Source organism: Planctomycetia bacterium, assembly GCA_015075745.1.
In the GTDB taxonomy this organism is placed as follows: Bacteria; Planctomycetota; Phycisphaerae; order UBA1845; family UTPLA1; genus UTPLA1.
On sequence record JABTTW010000001.1, the window covers coordinates 197,483 to 219,155 of the forward strand.

General features: G+C 60.0%; 19 protein-coding genes. 17 read left to right on the top strand and 2 right to left on the bottom strand.

The window, feature by feature from the left end:
* The first annotated feature begins 9 nt into the window (after nt 1-9).
* From HS101_00780 to HS101_00810, 7 genes are all read left to right on the top strand, one after another.
* Nucleotides 10-1,548 carry an undecaprenyl/decaprenyl-phosphate alpha-N-acetylglucosaminyl 1-phosphate transferase gene (locus HS101_00780; GenBank protein MBE7504802.1) on the top strand — a complete coding sequence of 513 codons (1,539 nt, stop codon included), beginning with the start codon at nt 10-12 and terminating at the stop codon, nt 1,546-1,548.
* Nucleotides 1,549-1,568: 20 nt separating this feature from the next.
* Nucleotides 1,569-2,777, top strand: coding sequence for a glycosyltransferase family 4 protein (locus HS101_00785; GenBank protein ID MBE7504803.1), 1,209 nt, complete (start codon nt 1,569-1,571; stop codon nt 2,775-2,777).
* A gap of 126 nt (nt 2,778-2,903) precedes the next feature.
* Nucleotides 2,904-4,097 carry a hypothetical protein gene (locus HS101_00790; protein ID MBE7504804.1) on the top strand — a complete coding sequence of 398 codons (1,194 nt, stop codon included), beginning with the start codon at nt 2,904-2,906 and terminating at the stop codon, nt 4,095-4,097.
* 202 nt (nt 4,098-4,299) lie between these two features.
* On the top strand, nt 4,300-5,580 hold the full coding sequence (locus HS101_00795) for a serine/threonine protein kinase (GenBank protein MBE7504805.1): 1,281 nt from the start codon (nt 4,300-4,302) through the stop codon (nt 5,578-5,580).
* Between the two features lie 385 nt (nt 5,581-5,965).
* Nucleotides 5,966-6,742, top strand: coding sequence for a sigma-70 family RNA polymerase sigma factor (locus HS101_00800; GenBank protein ID MBE7504806.1), 777 nt, complete (start codon nt 5,966-5,968; stop codon nt 6,740-6,742).
* A gap of 173 nt (nt 6,743-6,915) precedes the next feature.
* Nucleotides 6,916-7,428, top strand: a complete 513-nt coding sequence (locus HS101_00805; protein MBE7504807.1) for a hypothetical protein — start codon at nt 6,916-6,918, stop codon at nt 7,426-7,428.
* A 23-nt stretch (nt 7,429-7,451) separates the two neighbouring features.
* A complete protein-coding gene (locus HS101_00810) occupies nt 7,452-8,852 on the top strand; it encodes a hypothetical protein (GenBank protein MBE7504808.1) in 1,401 nt (466 codons plus the stop codon).
* A gap of 20 nt (nt 8,853-8,872) precedes the next feature.
* Here the strand turns inward: HS101_00810 and queA are convergent, their stop codons facing one another.
* On the bottom strand, nt 8,873-9,931 hold the full coding sequence (gene queA / locus HS101_00815; protein MBE7504809.1) for a tRNA preQ1(34) S-adenosylmethionine ribosyltransferase-isomerase QueA: 1,059 nt from the start codon (nt 9,929-9,931) through the stop codon (nt 8,873-8,875).
* Nucleotides 9,932-10,141: 210 nt separating this feature from the next.
* Between queA and HS101_00820 the strand changes: the two genes are divergently transcribed.
* The 7 genes from HS101_00820 to HS101_00850 all read left to right on the top strand — a co-directional run bounded on the left by HS101_00820 (nt 10,142) and on the right by HS101_00850 (nt 16,890).
* Nucleotides 10,142-10,693 (top strand): hypothetical protein, encoded by a 552-nt coding sequence (locus HS101_00820; protein MBE7504810.1) that lies wholly within the window; start codon nt 10,142-10,144, stop codon nt 10,691-10,693.
* A 216-nt stretch (nt 10,694-10,909) separates the two neighbouring features.
* A complete protein-coding gene (locus HS101_00825; protein ID MBE7504811.1) occupies nt 10,910-12,757 on the top strand; it encodes a hypothetical protein in 1,848 nt (615 codons plus the stop codon).
* A gap of 120 nt (nt 12,758-12,877) precedes the next feature.
* On the top strand, nt 12,878-13,651 hold the full coding sequence (locus HS101_00830) for a TatD family hydrolase (protein MBE7504812.1): 774 nt from the start codon (nt 12,878-12,880) through the stop codon (nt 13,649-13,651).
* Nucleotides 13,652-14,632, top strand: a complete 981-nt coding sequence (locus tag HS101_00835) for an ROK family protein (protein ID MBE7504813.1) — start codon at nt 13,652-13,654, stop codon at nt 14,630-14,632. It begins immediately after the preceding gene.
* A 146-nt stretch (nt 14,633-14,778) separates the two neighbouring features.
* Nucleotides 14,779-15,189 carry a response regulator gene (locus tag HS101_00840; protein ID MBE7504814.1) on the top strand — a complete coding sequence of 137 codons (411 nt, stop codon included), beginning with the start codon at nt 14,779-14,781 and terminating at the stop codon, nt 15,187-15,189.
* Nucleotides 15,190-15,250: 61 nt separating this feature from the next.
* Nucleotides 15,251-16,177 (top strand): DUF3473 domain-containing protein, encoded by a 927-nt coding sequence (locus HS101_00845; GenBank protein MBE7504815.1) that lies wholly within the window; start codon nt 15,251-15,253, stop codon nt 16,175-16,177.
* A gap of 167 nt (nt 16,178-16,344) precedes the next feature.
* Nucleotides 16,345-16,890 carry a L,D-transpeptidase gene (locus tag HS101_00850; GenBank protein MBE7504816.1) on the top strand — a complete coding sequence of 182 codons (546 nt, stop codon included), beginning with the start codon at nt 16,345-16,347 and terminating at the stop codon, nt 16,888-16,890.
* A gap of 18 nt (nt 16,891-16,908) precedes the next feature.
* Here the strand turns inward: HS101_00850 and HS101_00855 are convergent, their stop codons facing one another.
* Nucleotides 16,909-18,462, bottom strand: a complete 1,554-nt coding sequence (locus tag HS101_00855) for a DUF4139 domain-containing protein (protein ID MBE7504817.1) — start codon at nt 18,460-18,462, stop codon at nt 16,909-16,911.
* 271 nt (nt 18,463-18,733) lie between these two features.
* Between HS101_00855 and aroF the strand changes: the two genes are divergently transcribed.
* The 3 genes from aroF to HS101_00870 all read left to right on the top strand — a co-directional run bounded on the left by aroF (nt 18,734) and on the right by HS101_00870 (nt 21,662).
* Complete coding sequence (aroF, locus tag HS101_00860) at nt 18,734-19,750, top strand: 3-deoxy-7-phosphoheptulonate synthase (GenBank protein ID MBE7504818.1); 1,017 nt, start codon at nt 18,734-18,736, stop codon at nt 19,748-19,750.
* Between the two features lie 494 nt (nt 19,751-20,244).
* Nucleotides 20,245-21,177, top strand: coding sequence for a type II secretion system protein (locus HS101_00865; GenBank protein MBE7504819.1), 933 nt, complete (start codon nt 20,245-20,247; stop codon nt 21,175-21,177).
* 113 nt (nt 21,178-21,290) lie between these two features.
* A complete protein-coding gene (locus tag HS101_00870) occupies nt 21,291-21,662 on the top strand; it encodes a hypothetical protein (protein ID MBE7504820.1) in 372 nt (123 codons plus the stop codon).
* Nucleotides 21,663-21,673 lie beyond the last annotated feature (11 nt).

A 21,673-nucleotide genomic window follows, 5' to 3' on the forward strand; every position in this document is an offset into this window, starting at 1 on the left:
GCCTGACGATTGATCCTTTCTCAGATCATTGCGAATGACTCGGCGCCGTCCGCGGGCCTGCCGGAGTGGATCACCTACTTCTTTCAATTCAAGTCGTACGCGGCATTGTTTCTCGCCGCGGCGATCGCCACGACCGCACTGACGCCGCTTTATATCCTTTATGCCCAAAGGCTGGGATGGGTCGATCGACCGGCCGGTCGCAAGCGGCACGAGCATGCGACGGCGACGATGGGCGGGCTGGTCGTCTTCGCCGTCGTCTTCGCCGGAACGCTGGTGGCGATGAACCTCGAAAACCTCGTCGGCGAGATGCTCCGCGCGCGCACGAGGCAGGTCTATGGCATCATCGCCTGTACCTGCGCGATGATCGCTCTGGGCGTGGTCGACGACCGGCACGCCGTGCGCCCGAAGGTCAAGCTGCTGGTGCAATCTGTTGTGGCACTTGCTGCCGTCCTCCTCGGCTTTCGCGTCGAGGCTGTAACGCTTCCAGGCTTTGACACACTCGTTTTGCCGGGGGTCATCGGCGGACTGCTCTCGCTGCTGTGGATCGTCGGCATCACCAATGCGATCAATCTGACCGATGGGCTCGACGGCCTCGCGGCGGGCATCTGCCTCTTGGCGGCGATGGTCAACGCCGTGGTGGCCATCTGGCTGGGCAATCATTACATGAGCGTGATGATGGTGCTGCTGGCGGGCTCGCTGCTTGGCTTCCTGCGGTGGAACTTCCATCCGGCTCGCGTATTTCTCGGGGATACGGGGTCGCTGGCGCTGGGGATGTTCCTTGCCCTGTCGTCTCTGCAATCCGCGCAGAAGGCGCACACCGTGGTGATGATCCTCGTGCCGCTCTTTGCCCTCGGGTACCCCATCTTCGATACGCTTCTGGCGATTGCTCGTCGCGTTTTTCGCGGCCAGCCGCTTTTCTCGTCGGATCGCGACCACATCCATCATCGTCTGCTGGATCGAGGCCGGACGCCGAGCGCCGCGGCGATCCAGATTTACATCGCCAGCGTTATTGTCTCGCTGGTCTGCATCGCGGCCATGACGGCCAACCACTTCGTGCTGGGGCTGATTGTGGTAGGTGTCCTGGTGATGGCACTTTTCTCCGCAAGGGTGCTGGGCTACCTCGAATGGGGCGGCTGGACGGCGCAATGGACCGGGCGGCAGGAGACGAAGATTCTGCATGCGGCTGCGCAATTGGCACGGTTGAAGATGGACGCGGGTGAAAGCGAGGATGATTTGGTTAACGCTCTTGGCACGCTGGCAACTGAAATGGACTGCGGACAGATTACGCTGACGAGCGGCCATCAAATATGCACGTGGCATCGCCATGAGAATGTGAACCCGGTCACTCCTGATCATGCACAAGTTCAATTGCTGGAGAAGCAACTCGGCGGCGACAGGATCCTCCGATTGTATTTCTCTCCGGAGAAAACCCCTATGGGAGAGCCGCTCACCCTGCTCGAAGAATTGTGCGAACGGCTTGATCGTCGTTTCTCCCACGACAAATCGGTTCGGCAGGCTGACCCCCAAACAACTACTTTGAACGACTGAATACTCTCGGTACGGGCGTCATGCCACAACATCGGCACATTCTGTTTCTCAACGAATTCTATCACCCCGATATCTGCGCCAGCGCTGTCGTAGCGGCGGATCATCTGCCGAAGATCGCGGCCCTGCGGCCGGACTGGAACGTGTCGATCATCTGCGGCGATCGGGCGTGGGATGATCCTTCGGTGACATATCCGGCTCGGGAAGTGATCGACGGCGTCCACGTTATTCGCGTTGACCGCCCTGCCGTCAGCCGAAAAAACCTGTTTCGCCGAGCCCTCGGCTTTGCAGCATTCGGGAGAAATGCGATCCGCGCGGCGCGCAGTCTGGGTGGAATCGACATCGTCGTCGGGACGACCGCCCCACCGCAAGGCGGCGACATCGCGCGCAAGATCGCCAAGGCCTGCGGCTGCCCCTACCTCTACAAGGTGCTGGATCTATACCCCGATCTGGCGGCGGCACTGGGCAAGTCACGGGCCAATGGTTTCATCCACCGGCGATGGCTGACGGCGGACACAAAAGCCATGCAGCAAGCGGCGGCCGTCGTCTGTATTGCCGAGCGCATGACGCGGCGCATCGCACAGACGCGCCCCGTCACCGGCGACAAGTTGCACACCATTCACGATGGCTACGATCCAAAGCGGCTTGCGACGACGACGGACAATTCATTTCGCGGGCAGCACGACCCCGACGGTCGCTTCGTGGTGCAATACGCGGGGAACATGGGCCTCTCGCATCCGTTCGATGCGATCCTCACCGCGGCGCAGCAGCTTGCGGCGGACGACCGTATCCGATTTCAGTTCATCGGCGACGGTCCACAGCGCGAGGCAATCCGACAGGGCCTGTCGCCCAACTCCGAACTGATTCCTTACCAGCCGGCGCATCTACTTGGCAGCATGCTCGCGTCGGCCGATGTCTGCCTGATCTCGCAGCACGACGCGATGTTTGACATGGCGCTGCCGTATAAGATCTACGCCATCCTCGCGGCAGGCAGGCCCGTCATCTTCATCGGCAACCGCCGCTCGGAAATCGTCGATTGGCTTGAATCATCCGGGGCCGGCATTTGCGTCTCACATGCTGACCCGTCGGCGCTGGTTGGGAGCATTCAGGCGCTACGCAATAATGACCAGAAACGTGCCGCGGCAGGCCGCGCGGCACGATCTCTTTTTGAGGCCCGGTTTGATTCAAACGCGGCGGCAAGGGCCTGGGTGGAACTTCTCGGGCGATGCTAGTGCGCGTTGCGGTCAGTGCGAAAGCACCCGGCCCGCAAGGAATGCAATTCGCTCGAACGCTGAGCAATTTTTCGCCATCGGCCCGCCGCTTCGACAATTGCGTGCCTCAGCGTTTCAATACCACGGATGACCGGACCGCTCCCCATCTCACGCCTGCGCATCTGGTCGCCGTCGATCCCCATGAAACAGAAGTTTCGCCATGCGGCGGCCGAGCGATCGACGTCTGAACCAGTCATTCTGGAGGTGGAACTTGCCGGGGGGCTCAAGGGCTACGGCGAGACGCACCCCCGAACCTACGTGACCGGCGAATCGCACGATGACATCCTGGCGGCCATTCGGGATGTCTTTGTCCCGATCCTGGTCGGCGCCCGCCCGCAGAACTTCGGCGAGGCGATCGAGCTGGCGGCGTCGCTCCCGATCCGGGATGCGACCGGGAGGGTCATCACGGCCACGCGCGCCGCCGTCGAGCTCGCCCTGCTGGATGCATACTCGAAGGCATTTGACAGGTCGATCGAATCCATCGCCGGATGGGTCAGCGAGACCGTGCTGGGACCACCGGGAAGCCGAAACACGGTTCGCTTCAGCGGCGTGATCTCCAGCGGCGACGCGGGACGATCGAGGTCGTCGCTACTCAAGATGTGGCTATACGGTCTGCGTGACTTCAAACTGAAAGTCGGCGACGACGAGGACGAGGAGCGCATCGCCGCCTGCGTCAAGGCACTTGGTCGTGGACTGCGACGGGGCCGAGCGACGCTGCGGTTGGACGCCAACGGGGCGTGGAAGCTCAACGAAGCGATCAGGCGGTTGCAGGAGTGGGAGTCGCTTCCGATTTCATCCATCGAGCAGCCGCTTGAAAAAGGCGACATCGAGTCTTGGGCCGCCCTGGCTCGACAGACGAACATGCCGCTGATGGCGGACGAATCCCTGGTCACGATGGAAGACGCCCAACTGCTGATCGCAAGGGGCGCGGCCTCGTGGTTCAACATTCGCATCAGCAAGAACGGCGGTCTCATCCCCTCGCTTCGGCTAGCCCTTCTGGCGAAGGAAAATCATGTAGACGTGCAAATGGGCTGCATGGTCGGCGAGACGAGCATCCTTTCGGCGGCGGGACGTTGGTTTCTTCAGCTTGTGCCAGATGTCGTATTCGCCGAGGGCAGCTTTGGAAAGTTCCTCCTTCGTGACGACGTTACCCGAAAACCGCTAAGGTTCGGTTACGGCGGAAGATGGCGCGCAATGGAGGGGCCCGGTCTGGGGGTTTGTGTGGACGAGTCGAAGCTCCTCGGGCTGTGCCGGCTGCCCCCGGTGATGCTGCCGTTTTGATTGTGGCCCGGCATCAGCGGGCCTGGTTGGTTCGCGTCCGGAAACAGTTCAATTCGACGACCCGTTTGCAAAGATCACGGGCAAATTCGCTGTGCGCCCCGGAATTGGCTCGTCCTCTGTTTGAATTAAGCCCTTGAGCGACATAGAGTAATGTAAGCCGCGACCGAAAACGATCCCGGCTAGATCTCTCGTCTGGAGGCCCATGGCGATCGACCCTAATCCAGTCGGTCAGAAAACCGGAACCGGCGCGGACACATATCTGGGCCGGGCGGTGGTCGATGCGCGCCTTGCCACGCCCGAGGAAGTCCAGGCTTGTCTTGCCAAGCAAAAGAAGCTCGCCGCCGCCGGGACTCCCATGCAACTGTCGGAGATTCTGGTCCGAGCCGGCATTGTGACGGCCAGTCAGATCAAGCGGATCGGAAGCCCGGCCGACGACTCGATGTCTCAGTCGTTGCAGCAGATTCCCGGCTTTCAGATCATGCAGAAGATCGGCGCCGGGGCAATGGCCAGTGTTTACAAGGCCAAGCAGCTCTCGCTGGACCGGATCGTTGCCATCAAGATCCTCCCGAAGCGACTCAGCGAAGATCCGGAATTCGTCAAGCGCTTCAACGCCGAAGGGCGTGCGGCGGCCAAGCTCAACCACAACAACATCGTGCAGGCCATCGACGTCGGCGAGTACGCCGGCTACCACTACTTCGTCATGGAGTTCGTGGACGGCCAGACCGTCTATGACGATCTCACCCGGAAGAAGGTCTATGACGAAAAGACGGCGCTTGACCTGATCATCCAGATCGCCCGAGCCCTTGAGCACTCGCACGAGAAGGGGTTCATCCACCGGGATGTGAAGCCCAAGAACATCATGATCACTAAGGACGGCACGGCGAAGCTCGCCGACATGGGCCTCGCCCGTCAGGCGGACGACGCCGAGGCCGCCGCAGCAGAGAAGGGCCGCGCCTTCGGTACCCCGTATTACATCTCTCCGGAACAGGTCCGGGGCGTTGGGGACGTCGATTTCCGAGCCGACATCTACTCCCTGGGCGCGACGCTCTATCACATGGTAACGGGCAAGGTGCCGTTTGAGGGGCCGACCCCGGCCGCCATCATGCAAAAACACCTCAAAGAGCCGCTGGTACCGCCGGACCACCTCAACCCGAAGCTATCGACGGGACTGGCCGAGGTGACCGAACGCATGATGGCCAAGGACCGCGACAAGCGGTACGCCAATACCCACGATCTTTTGACCGACCTTGAACGAGTGTCTCGCGGCGAAGCCCCGTTGCAGGCCCGAGAGAAATACGATGACAGTGTCCTGGAGACGCTTGCCTCGGGCCAAGAGGCTGAGTACGACGGGCAGGATTATTCAGGATACGCGCAGAACATGCCGGGTCGGGCGGGCGGTTCAATCAATTCAGGGCTTCTTGTCGGCGTCATTATTGAAGGCGTCGTTATTCTCATCCTCCTGCTAATACTGATACTCAGATAATCGGCGAGTCCATCCGCTCGACGGTCTCCCCCTCAGAATTCTGAAGGCGTTTTGGCGCGCGGGTTGCTAGTTGGGGCGTACGTTGTCATGCACGGAAGCGTACGCCGTGCGCAGTCCCTTCGACTCGAATAAGTGGATGGCGAAAAGAAAAAACATTTCGCCAATTTTTCGCTGGCGTTTCCCTGAGGCGATTGTTAGTATTCGCCCCGCCGCACAATTAAGCGCTCAGGGAGGTAATAATCACCAAAGCGCTTCTGATGCCTGACAAGGATGTCAGGCAACTCGAAACTACCAGCGTTCACCCCTTATCTTGGTCGGAACAAGGACGGACCTGGGCTCCATCGTCTACTGCCATCGATGCGCCCCGTGAACAAAGGAGTGTTTCATGAAGAATGCCCGCCCCGAGGTGGACGCACTGTGGAAGAAGTACCTGGGCAATCGCGCAATTAAGTTGCGTAATCGACTCATTGAGCACTACCGCCCGTTGGTGCATATGCAGGCCGCCCGCCTTTCTCAAAAGCTTCCGGCACAGATCAGCTACGACGAGATCTGCTCTGCTGGATACGACGGCCTCCTCGAGGCGGTTCAGGCTTATGATCCGAAACACAAGGCAAAATTTGAAACATTCTGCCAGCAGCGCATCCACGGCGCGGTCATGGACTGGCTTCGAGCATTAGACGGACAGTCCCGTACAGTGCGAAGCTTCGAGAAGCAGCGGATGCAAAACCGTGACGTGCTCGACTCCGCCCTGGGACGCCCCCCGACCGACGACGAGCTTTCTTCCCGCATGGGCATGAGCCGCGAACGCTACTCCGAGCTGTCTCGCCTCTCCCGTCTGGGCCACGAGGTCCATTTCTCAGCGGTCCAAAATGACGAAGACGGTCACCACCGCGGCTCGCCCGGCGGTTGGGACATCAGCGACATGCGCGCGGTGGATCCATCGACCAAGGTTTCCCGGGAGATGCTGACCGACTACATCACGCGGGGTCTCAATCGCGAGGAACGCCTTGTCCTGGTTCTCTATTACACCGAGAACCTCACGATGGCCGAGATCGGTCTGGTGCTCGACCTTTCCGAGTCACGAGTCAGTCAGATCCACAAAGATGTCATTGCCCGGCTCCGTCGACGCTTCAAAGACGAGGCCCGCGAGATGGTCGCCTGACCGACGCGCCGTTACCTTGAGGGTTACGTTCGGCTCGATTGCCGATGCCGGGCTCCTGGAATATCCTCCAGGGCATGTGGAAAGAGTACAGTCGAGAAACGCCGGGTCGTCCCCGTCTGGGGATTGTCTCTGCGGGGATTGCGCTTGCCGGGACTACCGCGCTGGCTTGGATCGTGACAGCGCAATCCAATCCGCTCGTTGCGGCGGAGCTGGCTCATTGGCCGATCAGGTTCAGCATCCCACAAGGCGCCGAGCAGATATTCCTCAATACGAGCGGCCAGGAGTCGTCACGGAACTTAGACTCCGGCGGCGAAGTCAGCTATCGAATCCCCATGAAGACCGGCGGCGGCAGTGAGCTGGAAGTCGCCTATGTGCGTCTGGAGGCAGGGACGACCATCAAGGAGGCCTGCGAGGAACTGGACGACACAAGCCAAGCTGAGCCGAGATCATTCGGTGAGTTTCACGGCATCGTGGTGCATGAGATGGTTACGGAGAAGACTACGTCCATCAGCGCGACCTGCATTGCGGTCCACCCGTCCGGATTAGTGGTCCGATTCAGGCTCACCGTTCTGCTCATGGATTTTTCGAGACTGCGCCTGCTGGATCAGATTCTAGACTCTGTGGAGATGGCCACGTCCACGGACTCATCGGCAGCATTCGTCATGATCCTTCTTTCCCATGCCTGACTAACGAGATACGATACCGTCCCATGATTTGTCTTTCACTCGTCCTACATTGCCTACTCATCGCTCAACAGCCTGCTCAGCCCCCGGTTGCCGGTGGCCCACTGGCCGACCCGATTGTTGACGGCAGCTATGGATTCTCGATTCAGCCGCCCTCGGATTGGCGCATTGTGCGGCAGCGCGTGCCGGAGCGCCGCGGTGTCACCCTCGTCAGGATGATCCACCCCATTTCAGCAGGCCAGGCCGAGGAAATTGTCGTCAAACAGACCACCACCACTCAGAGCGTGGCGATGGACGAAATGCTCAAGCAGGTCGCCCACAATCTGGAGCTGGAATTCAGCGGTCTTGAGGTTCAGTCTCAGCAGTTGCAACCGATCGCGGACAAGCCCGGGGCGATTCTGGCTGCGACCTTCTTTCGAGACGGCGTTCGTAAGCTCCGCCTCCAGGCCATCATCCGGCATAAGCCGCAGTCGTATTATGTGATCCTCTATGACGGACCTGCATCATCGAAGCAAACCAGTGAACCCCTGTTCAATCTGGTGGTTAATTCGTTCCGAATCATTGGCGGCGATTTAGAAGATCAACAACTGACGACGGCACTCGAAGAGGGAGAGTCGTTTCTCGGCTCGATCAAGCCCGATCAACTGAGGCGGGCGATCGTGCCCGAGGAAGCGCTTCAGTTCGAGTACAAGGGCAAGGTCATCGGTTTTGTCCTGTTGCGCCAGTCGGAAGATGTTCGCGACGGCAAGCCCGGCGTGGCCATGAAGGAGAGAGGGTGGACATTTGAGGCCGACGGGAACGCCCGCCGACTTCAGACCAACATGTTTCTCAGCTTTGACCTTTCGAGCGAGAGCTGGAAGACAAGCGTGACGACGCTGGTGCCGGAGCAACGGGATCGGCCGACCTATCTGGAAGTCACGCTGGAAGAGGGCCTGCGTGCGGGAGACATCCTGCTGAGCAATCAGTCCTATTCACTTAATCAGCCCGCCACGGAAAACCCGCCGACGAAACTGCCGGCTACTTACATCTCACGAATCCTCGCTCGGATGTTGCCGAGGCTCGTTTCGGAAATCTCCTCGCAGAAAATCCTGGCATTTGTCACCTTTGACCATTCGCGGGCGGGGCTCATCGCCAAGGTCGTGGATTTCAAAGGCAAGAGTGAGCTACCGACCGGGGCCGCCCGGGGACCGGTTTTTCGCGTCGAAGACCGTGAAGGGCTCGCCGCCAATCCATCGGCCATATTCCTCAACGAGAAGCGACAGGCCGTGCTCATCGAAGCGGGTGATCTGAAGATGACGCCGACCACCGCAGCGGCCATGGAAAAACAATTCGGCAGTCGTATCGTCGAGGCCGAGGCCCGAATGGCGGAGCTCGAAGCGAGCTACAACAAAGACGCCGAGCGATTCAATTCCCGAGGCAAGCGGTAGCGACCCTCAACCAAGTCCCTCTATAGCAGTAACATCGCATCGCCGTAGCTGAAGAAGCGGTAACGCTCGCGAATGGCCTCGGCGTATGCGGAGAGAATCGCCTCGCGTCCCGCGAAGGCCATCACCAGGGCCAGTAGCGTGCTTCCGGGTAAATGGAAATTTGTCACCAGGGCGTCAACCGCGCCAAACTTGTACGGCGGGTAGATCAGTATGTCAGTCCAGCCTGAGCGCTCAACTGTATTGGTCGCAGCCGACCCTACGCTTGCCGCGCATGTCTCAAGGACGCGAACGGCCGTCGTCCCTACGGCAAGAACCCGGTGGCCGCTCGATCGAGCACGGGCAATCCTGTCCGCAGACTCACCGGGCATCGTATACCACTCCCGGTGCATCGGATGATCGCCGAGGTCCGCGACCTCGACGGGTTGAAACGTACCGAGCCCAACGTGCAGCAGCACCTGCGCGATTGACACGCCGAGATTCTCCAGGCTGCCAAGAAGTTCATGCGTAAAGTGAAGCCCAGCCGTTGGGGCGGCGACTGAACCGGCCTCAGCCGCATAGACGGTCTGATACTGCTCTCGATCCAGGGCATCCGTCTCGCTGTCCGCAGCGCCGACGCGGCGAATGTACGGCGGCAGCGGCATCGAACCGATAGAGGCCAGCACCGTCTCGACAGGATCGGCCGGGGAGACTTCCACTTCGCACAGTCCGCGATCGATGTGCCGATGCCATGTCATCCGCCAGATCCCGCCGATGAGCGCCAGTTCCTCACCCGGCTTGAGCCGACCTGCCCCGGTCAACAGGACCTCCCAGCGACCGGGTGATTGCTCACGGACAAACAGCCCCGGCACCTTGCCACCGGTTGAACGTCGGGCCAAGAACCGGGCCGGAACGACCTTTGAACGGTTCAGGACCAAACAGTCTCCCGCTCGCAGGTACTCTGGCAGGTCTGAGAAATGGCGGTGGCTTATGCGGCCGGATGCTCGATCGAGCACCAGCATCCGAGCCTGATCGCGGCGCTCAAGCGGCGTCTGGGCGATCAGCTCGGCCGGCAGTTCGTAATGGAGCTGCGAAGTCTTGATGACGTTACTCCGAATTGATTGCTGCAAACCCGCCTGCGGGGATAAGCCTTACGACACTGACCGATAACGGCCCGCAAGAAACACGGAAAAACTTTACTCGGCCGTCGGAGAAATCATACAATGAAAGGTAGTCCGATTCCGAAGAGTAGGGAAGTAATCGCGTCCCTCTGCGTTTTTTCGCATGGCGTTAATGCGAGGAGGCAGTCAGCGGTGGCACCGACAACGCACGATAGTCCCGTTCGACGCTGGTTCGCCGCCTTGGTGGAGGCCAGCTTTCAGGAGCGCGTCGGCCTGAGCGATCCCGGCGTTCTCGATTACCTGACCGATCTCTTGACCGCCTTCATCCACACCGAGAAGCTCAGCCTCCTGGGCGATGGAAGCGGCCGAAAAGTGTCCGACGTGGCAGAGATGCTGACCGAGGCCCAATTCGGTGCTTCCGCTTCCGATGACGAGCGACGACGAAGTGTTTATCGCAACATCGGCGACGTGACACTCTTCTGGACCGGCGTCTATCCGGAGAATCTCCGACGCATGCACCGCCGGGCCGCACGAGATGACCTGCTCAGCTATCTTGAGCAAGGGAAACGCTCGTACTCGATTGCATCCGACCTTTCCACGGAAAATACCGAGCCGCCCGCACGACTCCTCACGTTCCTGAGTGACCAATTCGAGTTCTGCGTGTATGGACTGGGTCTGGTCCGACGGGAATGGGAACGCGGTCTGCCGGATGGGGTCGACTCCAAAAGGATCATCTGGAGCTAGTACCGGCGGCGAATGGTTCAACCGTGCCGGACTGGGGCCTGCGATGATTCATCTCTGATCGCCTTCGACGATTGCACGTGAAGCCACTATTCTGTGGGCATGGACCCCATCGCGTGGCCTGCGCCGCCGTCATCGCATGAGCAACTGGGCCGGTGGATTGAAGACACCTGCCGGTCAGCAAACCGCAGACGATCCGTTGCACGACGCAGCGCCACTATGTGGGCATGGGGCCGGCTCTTCACCTTTTCGATGATTCCGGGCGGGGCTTACCTCTATTTCGCGGCGGCGTTGCCCTGGGGCGCGGCGCTCGCTGTGTTCGGCGTCCTCTCTTTTTTCGTGGCGGTGCGGTTTCACGAGCGCGCAACCCGGGCGAAATTGTCCGCCGAGAATATCCTTCTAGTCCTTGAGGAATCGCGTCGCCGCATCACGGGTGAGCCGATCATCATTCGCAGTGGTGCGGAGCCCGGCGATCTGGCATTGTGGGCGTCGCTGTATGGGCAATCCGGCAGCGATGCCAGTCCCGATCGACTCAGCCCACAGGAGATTGACGATCTCGATCTCTTTGGTGAGCGGCTGAGCCTGTTCGGATTGCTCAATCGCGCATCCACGCCTGCCGGCGCGGCCAGACTCTCGCTGGGGCTGACCTCCGCGCCGATGGACAGCGCCGCGATTCAGCTTACACAGGCCGCCGTACAGGCAATGGCGATAGATCACGCGGCTCGCACGCAATTACTGGCTTCCGCCGCACCGATGCGGTCGATGGCCACTCAATTCGACAAGTTCTACAACACGATGCGCAAGGCGACGCCGCTCGAGTACGCGGGTACGGCAAGGGTAATTCGCTATTGGGGGCTTGCCGGCCCGACGGCCCTGCTGGTCAGCCTGGCCGACGCGTTGGGGTTGATCAATTCTGCCGTGGGCTGGTTTCCGCTGGTTGCGGTTCTCATTATAAACGCCATAGCGATTCCGAGCTTCCTGCGCGGCGTCAAGGAGCGGTTGCGGCCGTGGCTTGAACTGGAGCCGATCGTGGGCGCGATGCGGCGCTATGCTGAGGATGCGCGATCGATCCTTCCAGAATCTGTCCGTCTTAGGGAGCTGCGGACGGCTTTCGACGAATCACTCGCCCCCGGCGGGCTCGCTTCGCTTCACCGCCGCATTCCTTTCGTCTACCTCGGATTGGCGGGCGTGCTGCATACGATCATTGATGTCGTTTGCCTTTGGGATTTGCAGGTTTTGCTGCTCATCGAGCGATGCAGCCTGCGCGAACGCACGCGGATTCTTCAGGCTGTTTCCGCGGTCGGTGAGCTGGAGATGATCAGCAGCCTTGCGGCCTTCTCGGCGGAGCAGCCGAGTACATCCTGGCCGCAGATCGTCGACGGCCCGCCGCGCCTTACCGTTCGAGAGGGGCGCCATCCCCTCGTCGCCCATGAACGCGCCGTAGCGAACACGGCCATCCTCGGCGAAGGCGAGAACACCTGGCTCATTACCGGGTCGAACATGTCGGGCAAGTCCACGTTTCTGCGGATGCTGGGGACCAACGTGCTCCTGGCAAGGGCGGGTTCCGCGGTCTGTGCCGAGGACATGACGCTGACCCCTCTGAGAATTCTGACCGACCTGCGCATTCGCGATGATTTGGCGCGTCAGGAGAGTTACTTCCTGGCCGAGGTTCGACAGGTCAGGCGGATGGTCGAAGACGCACGGGCCGGCGTCCCCATACTGGCATTGATCGACGAGCCGTTTCGCGGAACGAACTCCGCCGAACGGGTAGCCGCGGCCGGGGCCGTGATCGGGTCTTTGATTCGCGGGAGCGGATTGCACCTGATCGCGACGCACGACGCGGCACTGGCAACCATTGCGGCGCGCGAAGGCGGGGCTAATTACCACTTCGAGGAACGATTCGAACAGAGTCAGATGGTATTTGACTATCGCATTCGGCCCGGACCGGCGCGAGGGCGAAATGCGCTGCGGGTGCTGGAGTCCGAGAATTACCCGGGCGACGTCATCGCTCGCGCGCGCGAGCTGGCAGCGGAACTCGGCGACAAGTCGCCGGCGTCGGAGGGCTAGGTGGCTTTCGGGCGATTCGCCGAAACATCACGTCACAGGTTAGAATGGGGCCACCTGTTGGTCGCGCGAGAAAGGCGAAATACCGATCACCAGAGCTGACGCGCCAACGCCGAGCCACGCATGATAGACTCCCACTGTCACCTCACGTCAAGAGAACTCCTTCCGCAGATCGGGGCGGTGCTGGTGCGAGCCGAGGCGGCCGGGGTCAAGGAGTTCGTCACCATCGCCGCCGACCTGGCCGACGCGGCAACGGCATTGGCACTCGCTGAGACGTACACTCAGGTCCACGTGGTTTGTGGCATCCATCCCCACCAGGCGGGCCAAGCAAGTGCGGACTGGGATCGGCGTCTGGCCGACCTGGTTGAGCGCAAGGATATCCACGCCGTCGGCGAAATGGGGCTGGATTATCATTACGACTTCGCCGACAGGCAGGTGCAGCGGCGGGTCTTCGAGCGGCAAATCGAGCTCGCGGCTGCGGCGAACAAACCCATCGTCATCCACTGCCGAGAGGCACACGCGGACGTGATGGCGGTACTGGCGCATTGTGGGCCGGCGCGAGATGTGGTATTTCATTGCTTCACCGGTACGCTGCGGGAGGCGGAGGAAATCCTCGTCCGGGGATACTGGATCTCGCTGACGGGAGTGGTCACATTCAAGCGCTCCGATGAACTCCGCCAGGTGGCGAAGCTGATCCCGGAGGAACGGCTGATGATCGAGACGGACAGCCCCTATCTATCGCCGGAACCTGTTCGCGGCGTTCGGCCCAACGAGCCGAGCCACCTTTCATATACGGCGGGTTGCATCGCACAGACGCGCGGCCTGACTGTCGAAGCATTGACAAGAATCACCACCGCGAACACGCGCAGATTTTTCAATCTGCCGGAGCGAACCTAGATGGCGCAGCATGGCATCGACACGGCCATCGGCCTGGACCTGGGCGGTACCGCTATCAAGGCAGGTCTCGTTGACCGGCACGGGGCCGTTTTGTTTACGCATACTGTGCCCACCGAGGCGGACGGAGGCCCGGACCACGTCATCGGTCGGATGGCGACGCTGATCACCAGGCTCGTCGATGAAGCAAAGGCGGCTTCGTACAGGGTGGCAGGCGTCGGCATCGGTGCGCCAGGCACGCTGAGCCGCAAGGACGGGATGGTCATCTCACCGCCGAACCTGCCGGGCTGGCAAAACGTGCCGGTAGTCAGGCTCATCAGCCAGGCGACCGGGCTACCCACCTTACTGGAAAACGATGCCAACAACGCGGCACTGGGCGAGTTTCACCGCGGCGTCGGGCGCGGCTGCTCGTATATGATCATGATGACCCTGGGCACGGGCATCGGCGGCGGCATTATTTTCGGAGGCAAGCTGTGGCGAGGGGCCTTTGAAAATGCCGGCGAGATCGGGCATACGATTCTGGTGCCGGGCGGAAGGAAATGCGGCTGCGGACAGCTTGGATGTCTGGAGGCGTACGCGTCCGCGCGGGCCACGGTCGCGCGGGCGCTTCAGCACATGGACGAGGGGGCTACTTCGTCACTGCGAACCATCCTGGGGTCCGGCGCGGAATTGACGACAAAGCATATTGTCGAGTCAATGACAAGCGGTGACGCTCTTGCGACCGACGTCTGGCGCGAAACCTGCCGTTACCTGGCCATCGCATGTATCAATCTGCAACACCTGCTCAATCCCGAGCGGATTGTGCTCGCAGGTGGGATGAGCAAGGCAGGTCCCGCGCTTCTTGACGTGGTCGTTGAGGAAATTGGACGACTGGCCTCGAAGTCGCTTGGCGATCCACCGGAGTTGCGCCTCGCGGAGTTGAGCAACGATGCGGGCTTCATCGGATCGGCGCTGAGTGTGTTTGAGAACGGCATCGCCGGCTGAATTGCACGATTCAAAAGTGTCGTTGGCCGGAGCTCCACAGAAGGATATGATGGCGGACGTCCTGCAACCGGCAGGCATGATTCGGGAGTATTGACGTGACGGAAGCCACCCCCCAGTCGAGCAAGGTTCTCATCGTTGATGACAATATGCAGAATCTGGAGCTGCTGGAGGCCTATCTGGAGGAGCTTCCCGGCGTGGTGACGATCCGCGCATCAAACGGGATGGAGGCCCTTCAATTGGTGGCCGCGCAGCAGCCCGACCTCATTCTGCTGGACATCATGATGCCCAAAATGAGCGGTTACGAGGTATGCAAGAAGATCAAGTCCGATCCGGCGACGCAGAGCATACCGGTCATCATGGTGACGGCCCTGCAGGACCTGTCCGATGTCGAACGGGGCGTCGAGGTGGGGACCAACGACTTTCTCACCAAGCCTGTGAATCGCATCGACCTGCTCGAACGGGTCAAAAGCCTGCTGCGGCTGCGCCACGCCGCGACAACCACGGCCCAATCAGCGGATTACCTCGACGGCATTGAAGAAGGCCGCGACAAGCATTGAGGCGGCGATTCGTCCACTGGATCGTCAACACGCCGAAAGCCGATGTTATCGCAGGCGACCTATGACGTACCTGCGAACCCTTCCGCACGATCGACAAGCCCCATGCGCCGTCCGCCAGGACGATCCGCCGATGCTGCACTGGCTGGCGCCGTCAACAATGGGCGGCGTCCTCAATGCCATGACCGTCGATCTTGAGGATTGGCCGATCGCTGTCCTGGGGACGGAACATGATATTACCGGGCGGGTCGTGGAAAACACCAAACGCGTCCTGCAATTACTAGCCTGGCACAACGTCCGGGCCACCTTTTTCGTCCTGACCAAAGTGGCCTTGCGCTTCCCGGAATTGATCCAGGAAGTCCATGCCGCCGGGCATGAAATCGCCTCCCATGGACACAGCCACGAACTGCTCACCCAGATCAGCCCCCGGCGGTTTGAGCAGGATGTCCGACTCAGCATTAAGATCCTGACCGACCTTGTCGGCGAGAGGCCGATCGGCTACCGCGCTCCGGCCTTCAGCATCGTCGAAGAGACGCGGTGGGCAGGGGCCATCCTGTCGGAACTCGGATTCAAATACAGTTCGAGCGTGTTTCCGATCCGGCACCCGCGGTACGGCATCCCCACCGCGCCTCGCGGCGTACATCGCTGGCCGGGGTGCGGCCTACTGGAGTGCCCTCCCGCGACGGTTCGGCTGATGGGCCGGAACTGGCCCGTTGCAGGGGGCGGCTATTTTCGGCTGATTCCCGGTGGCGCGATTCGCTGGGCGCTTCGACGGATGAATCGGGCGGGCATGCCGGCCGTCATATATCTACACCCGTATGAATTGGACGTTTCCGGAGTGAGCGAGCACGTCGCCGAAGGGGTTCAGGTCGAATCGCGCCGGCACTTGACCCAGGCGTTATTTCGCAGCCGGGTCGAGCCGCGCATGCACCGGCTGCTGGAGTCATTTTCGTTTCTGCCGCTTCGCGACCTGCTCCAGCACAAACTATGAGTCCGCCGCGATGGGCTGGCGGCTGATTGAAGTGCCGTCTCATCTGCCTTACCATGCGAAAGATGAGTTTGCGACGGATCGCCCCTCTCTTGTTGGTTCTTGCCTTGTTTCCCGCCTCCCGATTTGATTGTCGCCAAGGCGATGAGACTGCACCTGCCGAGCCGACGGTGGGAAAACTCGTTCCTGACGATATCGCCGCAAAACTGATTGAGAGCGGCTGGGACGAGCGCGTGGAGGGTGGTCTGGGACTCTGGGTTTCGGGGGCCCGACAGGAACTGATCGGTATACGAGGGGACCGGGTTGACTTTGTGTACCCGTGCTCGACGGCGGCCAAGGGGATGGGCAATCGAGAGAACTCGAACCAGACGCCGACCGGCTGGCACAAGATTGATGAAAAAATCGGCGGCAACTCGCCGTGGGGAACCATCTTCGTCGAGCGGAAGTCCAACGGGAAGACATGGGCAACCGATCAGGTCACCGAGAAAGACTACGTCCTGACCCGAATCATGTGGCTGCGCGGACTTGAGCCCGGAATCAACGCGGGGCCGGGCGTCGATTCGCACGATCGTTACATTTACATCCACGGCACGCCCGCGGAAGACAAGATCGGCACACCCGCCTCGATGGGCTGCATCCGCCTTCGCAACGACGACGTGATCACACTCTTCGATACCGTGGAGTCTGGGACTCCCGTCTTGATCACCGAGTGGTAACAGCGGCCTATTTGGTCGTTACCACGTATAGCGGACGGTGTAGTCCACCGTCTTTTCGCCCTCGGCCGGAACGACCACTTCGAAGTGAATCGTCCGCGCGTCGATCTTCTGAAACTCATCGCTCGACTTGGAAATCTCCCAGGTCGTCCAGCGGTAAAGATTCTCTTTGATGATGACCTTCTGATCTGCGTTCTTGTGATTGCGAATCTGGATTCGGAAGCTCTCAGTCATCGTCTTGCGGCCCGAGTCCATGTTGAAGTCGGTCTGGGTGCGCTCGCCCACGACATCAAAGGCCTGGCCAAGCTTGATCAGGACCTTTTCATCCTTCGGCGTATGATCGATGAGATCTTCGCCGATGAACTCGAGCGTGCCATCTGCATCGTCCTTCTTGTATACGCGGACTTTCCCCTTGGGCAGGGGCATGCCCATGTTGCTCTTCTTGTCGTTCTTGAATCGGACATAGACATCGACCTTGGGATTGGATTGGCCGCCGAGGCCGCGGTCGAGATTGGGCTGCGCCGTAAAGCTCCAGTAGGCCCCCATGGGGAGACCGTAATAGACGAGCACTTTCTCAACCGCAACATCACGGGCGGTGGGAAAAAGCGTAATTTGCTGGGTGGTGTTCGAAAGGATGTCCGTTCGGCGCGGGAGGGTGTAGAGGTGGTATTCGAAGAACGACTTTTCCTCGAATCCCTGGGAATCCTTCATCGCAAGTGATTCCATTTTTCCCGCCATTCCGCGGAACATTTGTTGTTCCGGCGCGATTCGCTGCACGTCACCGGCGATAAGCTTAAGTCTTGCGTTCTTGTAGGCCGCGCCGGACAGGTTCATGAGCGTGACCCATGCACCAACGTCCGCCTTGGTGTCCTCTGGATTCAGGAGCATGTTGTAGTCTGCCCGCCAAGTGATGCCGCCGGTTTGATAGGTGGTGCGCACGACGTGTTCGCCTGCCTCATCTGCCGAGACTTTCCAGACCAAAGTCGGTCGGGTGATAAGACCGCCGGGCAGTTCTCCAAGCTGAACCTGTTGACCCTGACCGGACAGGATGCGAACGCCGTTTGACGTGTTCAAGACCAGTTGCCCCTGAGTCGCGGAAAGCAGCGTGCCCTTGACCGTTTCGGACACATCGCCATGGGTGAGGATGACGGAGATCTCCCGGTCGATGTACTTCTCCATGACTTTGTCAGGGCTGACCAGATCGAATTGAAAGTTCTGCTCCATGACGCTCGTTGCGTCCGGGGTGGTCAGATCGAGAAAGCTCACGGTCGTCGGGTCGATGAATTGAGCGACATCGGTGAAACGCAGTTCATTCACTCCCGATTTCAAAGTGACCGTGCGTGCCTCCTTCACCACGCCGAAGCCGGGAACCTGCCAGGCAAACATCGGGTTGAAGCCCTGCCGCTGCTGGGCGATAAACTGCTGCGGATCGAACCCTGCGGGGTCCGCGGAGGAGTAAACCGTGACGGCGGGCCCCTCGTCGTCCGCGGCGACGGCTTTGTTGACGCCGCTCAGGCAAATAGCGGTCGAGAAAGCGACGCCAGAAATCAACCCGAACAGGCGATTGCGAATCATGTCAAATCTCCTTGAATAGCTTCTTCGTGAGCGGATCATATCGCTCTCGCACCTTGGACGCACGAGGCGACCGGGTAGTTCCCGAAATCTCGCTTTTGGAGTACCAGCGTCACGATGGAAATCGCTCGCTTGAATCGCACGGATTGCGCCGATAATGACACAGATGAACACCACACGCTTGCAGTGGATTGCTCGGGAACGAAAATAAAGAGCCAGGAATCTCCGTCTTAAACCGCACGGCTTGCACAGCCGGCGTTATTGAGGGTTGCACATGATCGTCGTTTTGAAGCCCGGTTCGAGCCAGAAGGATATTGACCACGTTTCGCAGTTAGTCCGCGAGCGCGGATTGAAAGATGTGGTCATCGTCGGAACGGACCGGACCGTGGTCGCCGCCGTCGGGGACGAGCGACTGGTTGACATGTCGGCCATTGAGAGCGCTCCCATGGTGGAGCGGCTGGTTCCGATTCTTGCCCCATACAAGGTGGCCAGCCGGGAAATACGCCCCGAGCCATCGGTCATCAATGCGGGCAGCGGCATGGAGGTGGGCGGTCGCAAGATCGCCGTCATTGCCGGTCCTTGCAGCGTGGAGTGCGAAACGCAACTGATGCGCGTGGCGCATGCGGTCAAGCAGGCCGGGGCGCACGGCCTTCGCGGCGGAGCATTCAAACCGCGAACCAATCCCTACGAATTCAAAGGGCTGGGGGAAGAGGGGCTGAAGCTGCTGGCAAAAGCCCGGGCAGAGACGGGTTTGGCGATCGTGACGGAAGTCATGAGCATCGACCAGGTTGACCTCGTCGCGGAATATGCCGACGTCCTGCAAATCGGCACGCGAAACATGCACAATTTCAATCTGCTGGTGGCAGCGGGACGCACGCGAAAGCCGGTCATGCTCAAGCGCGGCTGGAGCGCGACCCTGAATGAGTTTTTGCTGGCTGCCGAGTACATCATGAACGAGGGCAACAACGACGTGATCCTGTGCGAACGAGGCATTCGAACGCATGAGACTTACGTGAGAAACACACTTGCCCTGGGCATTATCCCCGCGATCAAGAGAGAGTCTCACCTGCCGATCGTCATTGATCCATCGCAGGGCACGGGACATGCATACATGGTCCCATCGATGAGCCGGGCGGCCATCGCGGCCGGGGCCGACGGTCTCATCATTGAAGTCCATGGCGATCCTGAGCACGCGTTGACGGATGGGGCCCAGTCGATCACGCCGGAGGTTTTTTCGAACCTGATGAGCGAACTTGACCCGATTTCGAAGGCGGTTGGGCGAACGGTCTAGTTGGTTTGCGCGAGGGAAGCAGGGGCATGCGAGACAGGAAGCAGATCGCCACATTGAGACGTTAATCGCGTGGAATACCGTTCGTCAGATGCCATCTAATTGATTATCTTACAACGCTTTACATCGTTCGACCAGCTCGGTCCCAGGATCGAGCGCGGGCGGTCGATCCGACGACCAACGGCAAAACGACGGCGTTTTCACTTCTCGGAGGGGCTTTGGCCGCCTATAATGGCCCAGAGGTTAGGAGCCTGCCGCGATCTCTCTGGGATTTTTCCGGGGAATAATATCTTGTTGTCGTCGGGTATAAAGATATAGTGAGGCGAGAGACGCACGCGGGACAAAGGCCGGGTGGCTAGGCGAGCAGCTGAGCCACAGGGGCCGAAGTTGGCGTTTTGGCAGTTGCGTGCAACCCCAGGGTGGTGGCATTCCAGAATTGTTCGATAAGCCGTATATCGAGAATTGCGAAGATTCGGCCGAACAGCCTTGAGCCGAGTATGAATAACGGAAGGAGTCCTTTGATGTTTCGTGAAAAGCGCCGTTCAAATGGTTTTACCCTGATCGAATTGCTGGTTGTGATTTCGATCATCGCCGTCCTTATCAGCATCTTGCTGCCGGCGCTCTCCAGCGCGGTCCAACAGGCCCGTAAGGTGAGCTGCCAGTCAGCCATGAGATCGTTGGGACAGACCGCTCAAACCTACGCAAGTGACGACCCGAACGGCATCATTGGACCGGTCCACTACAAGGCCTTCAATTTCATCTATGAGGGCTACGCCGAATACGGCGGCGGCCCGGGCACGATGCCCTACGTGAACTGGGGTGAAGAGTTTGATCCGCGAACCCGGCCGTTCAACAACCTGATGTACGGCGCTCGCGGTCTCGTTGCCAATACGGCGCCGGGAACCACTGGCGTTTTCAAGGAGTTTCAGTGCGCCGGCGACGATTTCGGCTGGCAGGCGTGGCCCGGCTTCGGCAGCAACCCGTTGGAGACCGAGACACCTTATTACAAGGGCAACGGTGTCGCCTGTCGCATGAACAACCTCCAGTTTGAAGGTAGTAGCTCTGGTGGTGGTGGCGTGGCGAATCCCTCAACGGTCGTGAATGTCGGAGTCTATGGGCGATCCGTTAACAAGGTTCCGGATACCTCTCAGGTCATGCACTTCTTTGAGACACGCGTTTTCCAGACGCTCTTTACAAATAACATCTGGGGCTTCATCACGCAGGGTGAGTTGAGCACGAATCACCGAAAGCTCGGCTTCCTGAATGTTGAATACGTTGACGGACACGTTAATTTTGCGGACTTCGGTGATGATACTTATTATCAGCACGCTCTGCCTGGCACATATGGCGGAGCACACACTGACGAAACGGACGCAAGAGGCTCGTGGGGTCGGTTCGATTGCTGGCCGTCGCCGCCCGTCCCGTTCTGATTGAATTTGTATTGCGTTAGGCCCCGACCCCGGTGTTTTGGCCAACGAGGTTTGCAGGGGGAGGTAGCGCGTGACGGATCGAGTGAGACTACTCTAACGCAGAGGAAATTGACGTGAAAAAGGTAATCGTCCCCATCGTATTAGTCGCAGGCATCGGATTAAGCATCTATCTGTGGAGCACGATGGACTCCGCGGATGCCGGCGACAAGAACGTCATGGGACAAACCGAAAAGTACACCTGCAACGCCTGTAAGCAGGAGTTCCAATTATCCGTGAGTGAGGCGCGCGACATGCTCCGGTCTCGCGGGGACATCTTTTGTCCTCATTGTGGAGCCGCCAGCGCCGCCAAGCATGGCGTAAAGGTGAACATGGGCGGACCCACGCTTGAAGGAGCAGATGAAGGCGACGAGGAACAGGCGGCCGAAGAAGGAAATAACGATCCCGCGCCGCCGAAGCCGAGTGGCGGCGCTCAGAGGATCAACTGATCCATCGATTT

Excerpts from the sequence above, each read along its gene's own strand:
- HS101_00865 (MBE7504819.1), top strand. The coding sequence starts at position 20,245 with ATGAATAACGGAAGGAGTCCTTTGATGTTTCGTGAAAAGCGCCGTTCA.
- HS101_00830 (MBE7504812.1), top strand. The coding sequence starts at position 12,878 with ATGATAGACTCCCACTGTCACCTCACGTCAAGAGAACTCCTTCCGCAG.
- HS101_00795 (MBE7504805.1), top strand. The coding sequence starts at position 4,300 with ATGGCGATCGACCCTAATCCAGTCGGTCAGAAAACCGGAACCGGCGCG.
- HS101_00855 (MBE7504817.1), bottom strand. The coding sequence starts at position 18,462 with ATGATTCGCAATCGCCTGTTCGGGTTGATTTCTGGCGTCGCTTTCTCG.
- HS101_00835 (MBE7504813.1), top strand. The coding sequence starts at position 13,652 with ATGGCGCAGCATGGCATCGACACGGCCATCGGCCTGGACCTGGGCGGT.
- HS101_00800 (MBE7504806.1), top strand. The coding sequence starts at position 5,966 with ATGAAGAATGCCCGCCCCGAGGTGGACGCACTGTGGAAGAAGTACCTG.
- aroF (MBE7504818.1), top strand. The coding sequence starts at position 18,734 with ATGATCGTCGTTTTGAAGCCCGGTTCGAGCCAGAAGGATATTGACCAC.
- HS101_00785 (MBE7504803.1), top strand. The coding sequence starts at position 1,569 with ATGCCACAACATCGGCACATTCTGTTTCTCAACGAATTCTATCACCCC.
- HS101_00810 (MBE7504808.1), top strand. The coding sequence starts at position 7,452 with ATGATTTGTCTTTCACTCGTCCTACATTGCCTACTCATCGCTCAACAG.
- HS101_00825 (MBE7504811.1), top strand. The coding sequence starts at position 10,910 with ATGTGGGCATGGGGCCGGCTCTTCACCTTTTCGATGATTCCGGGCGGG.
- HS101_00790 (MBE7504804.1), top strand. The coding sequence starts at position 2,904 with ATGACCGGACCGCTCCCCATCTCACGCCTGCGCATCTGGTCGCCGTCG.
- HS101_00840 (MBE7504814.1), top strand. The coding sequence starts at position 14,779 with ATGCAGAATCTGGAGCTGCTGGAGGCCTATCTGGAGGAGCTTCCCGGC.
- HS101_00845 (MBE7504815.1), top strand. The coding sequence starts at position 15,251 with ATGACGTACCTGCGAACCCTTCCGCACGATCGACAAGCCCCATGCGCC.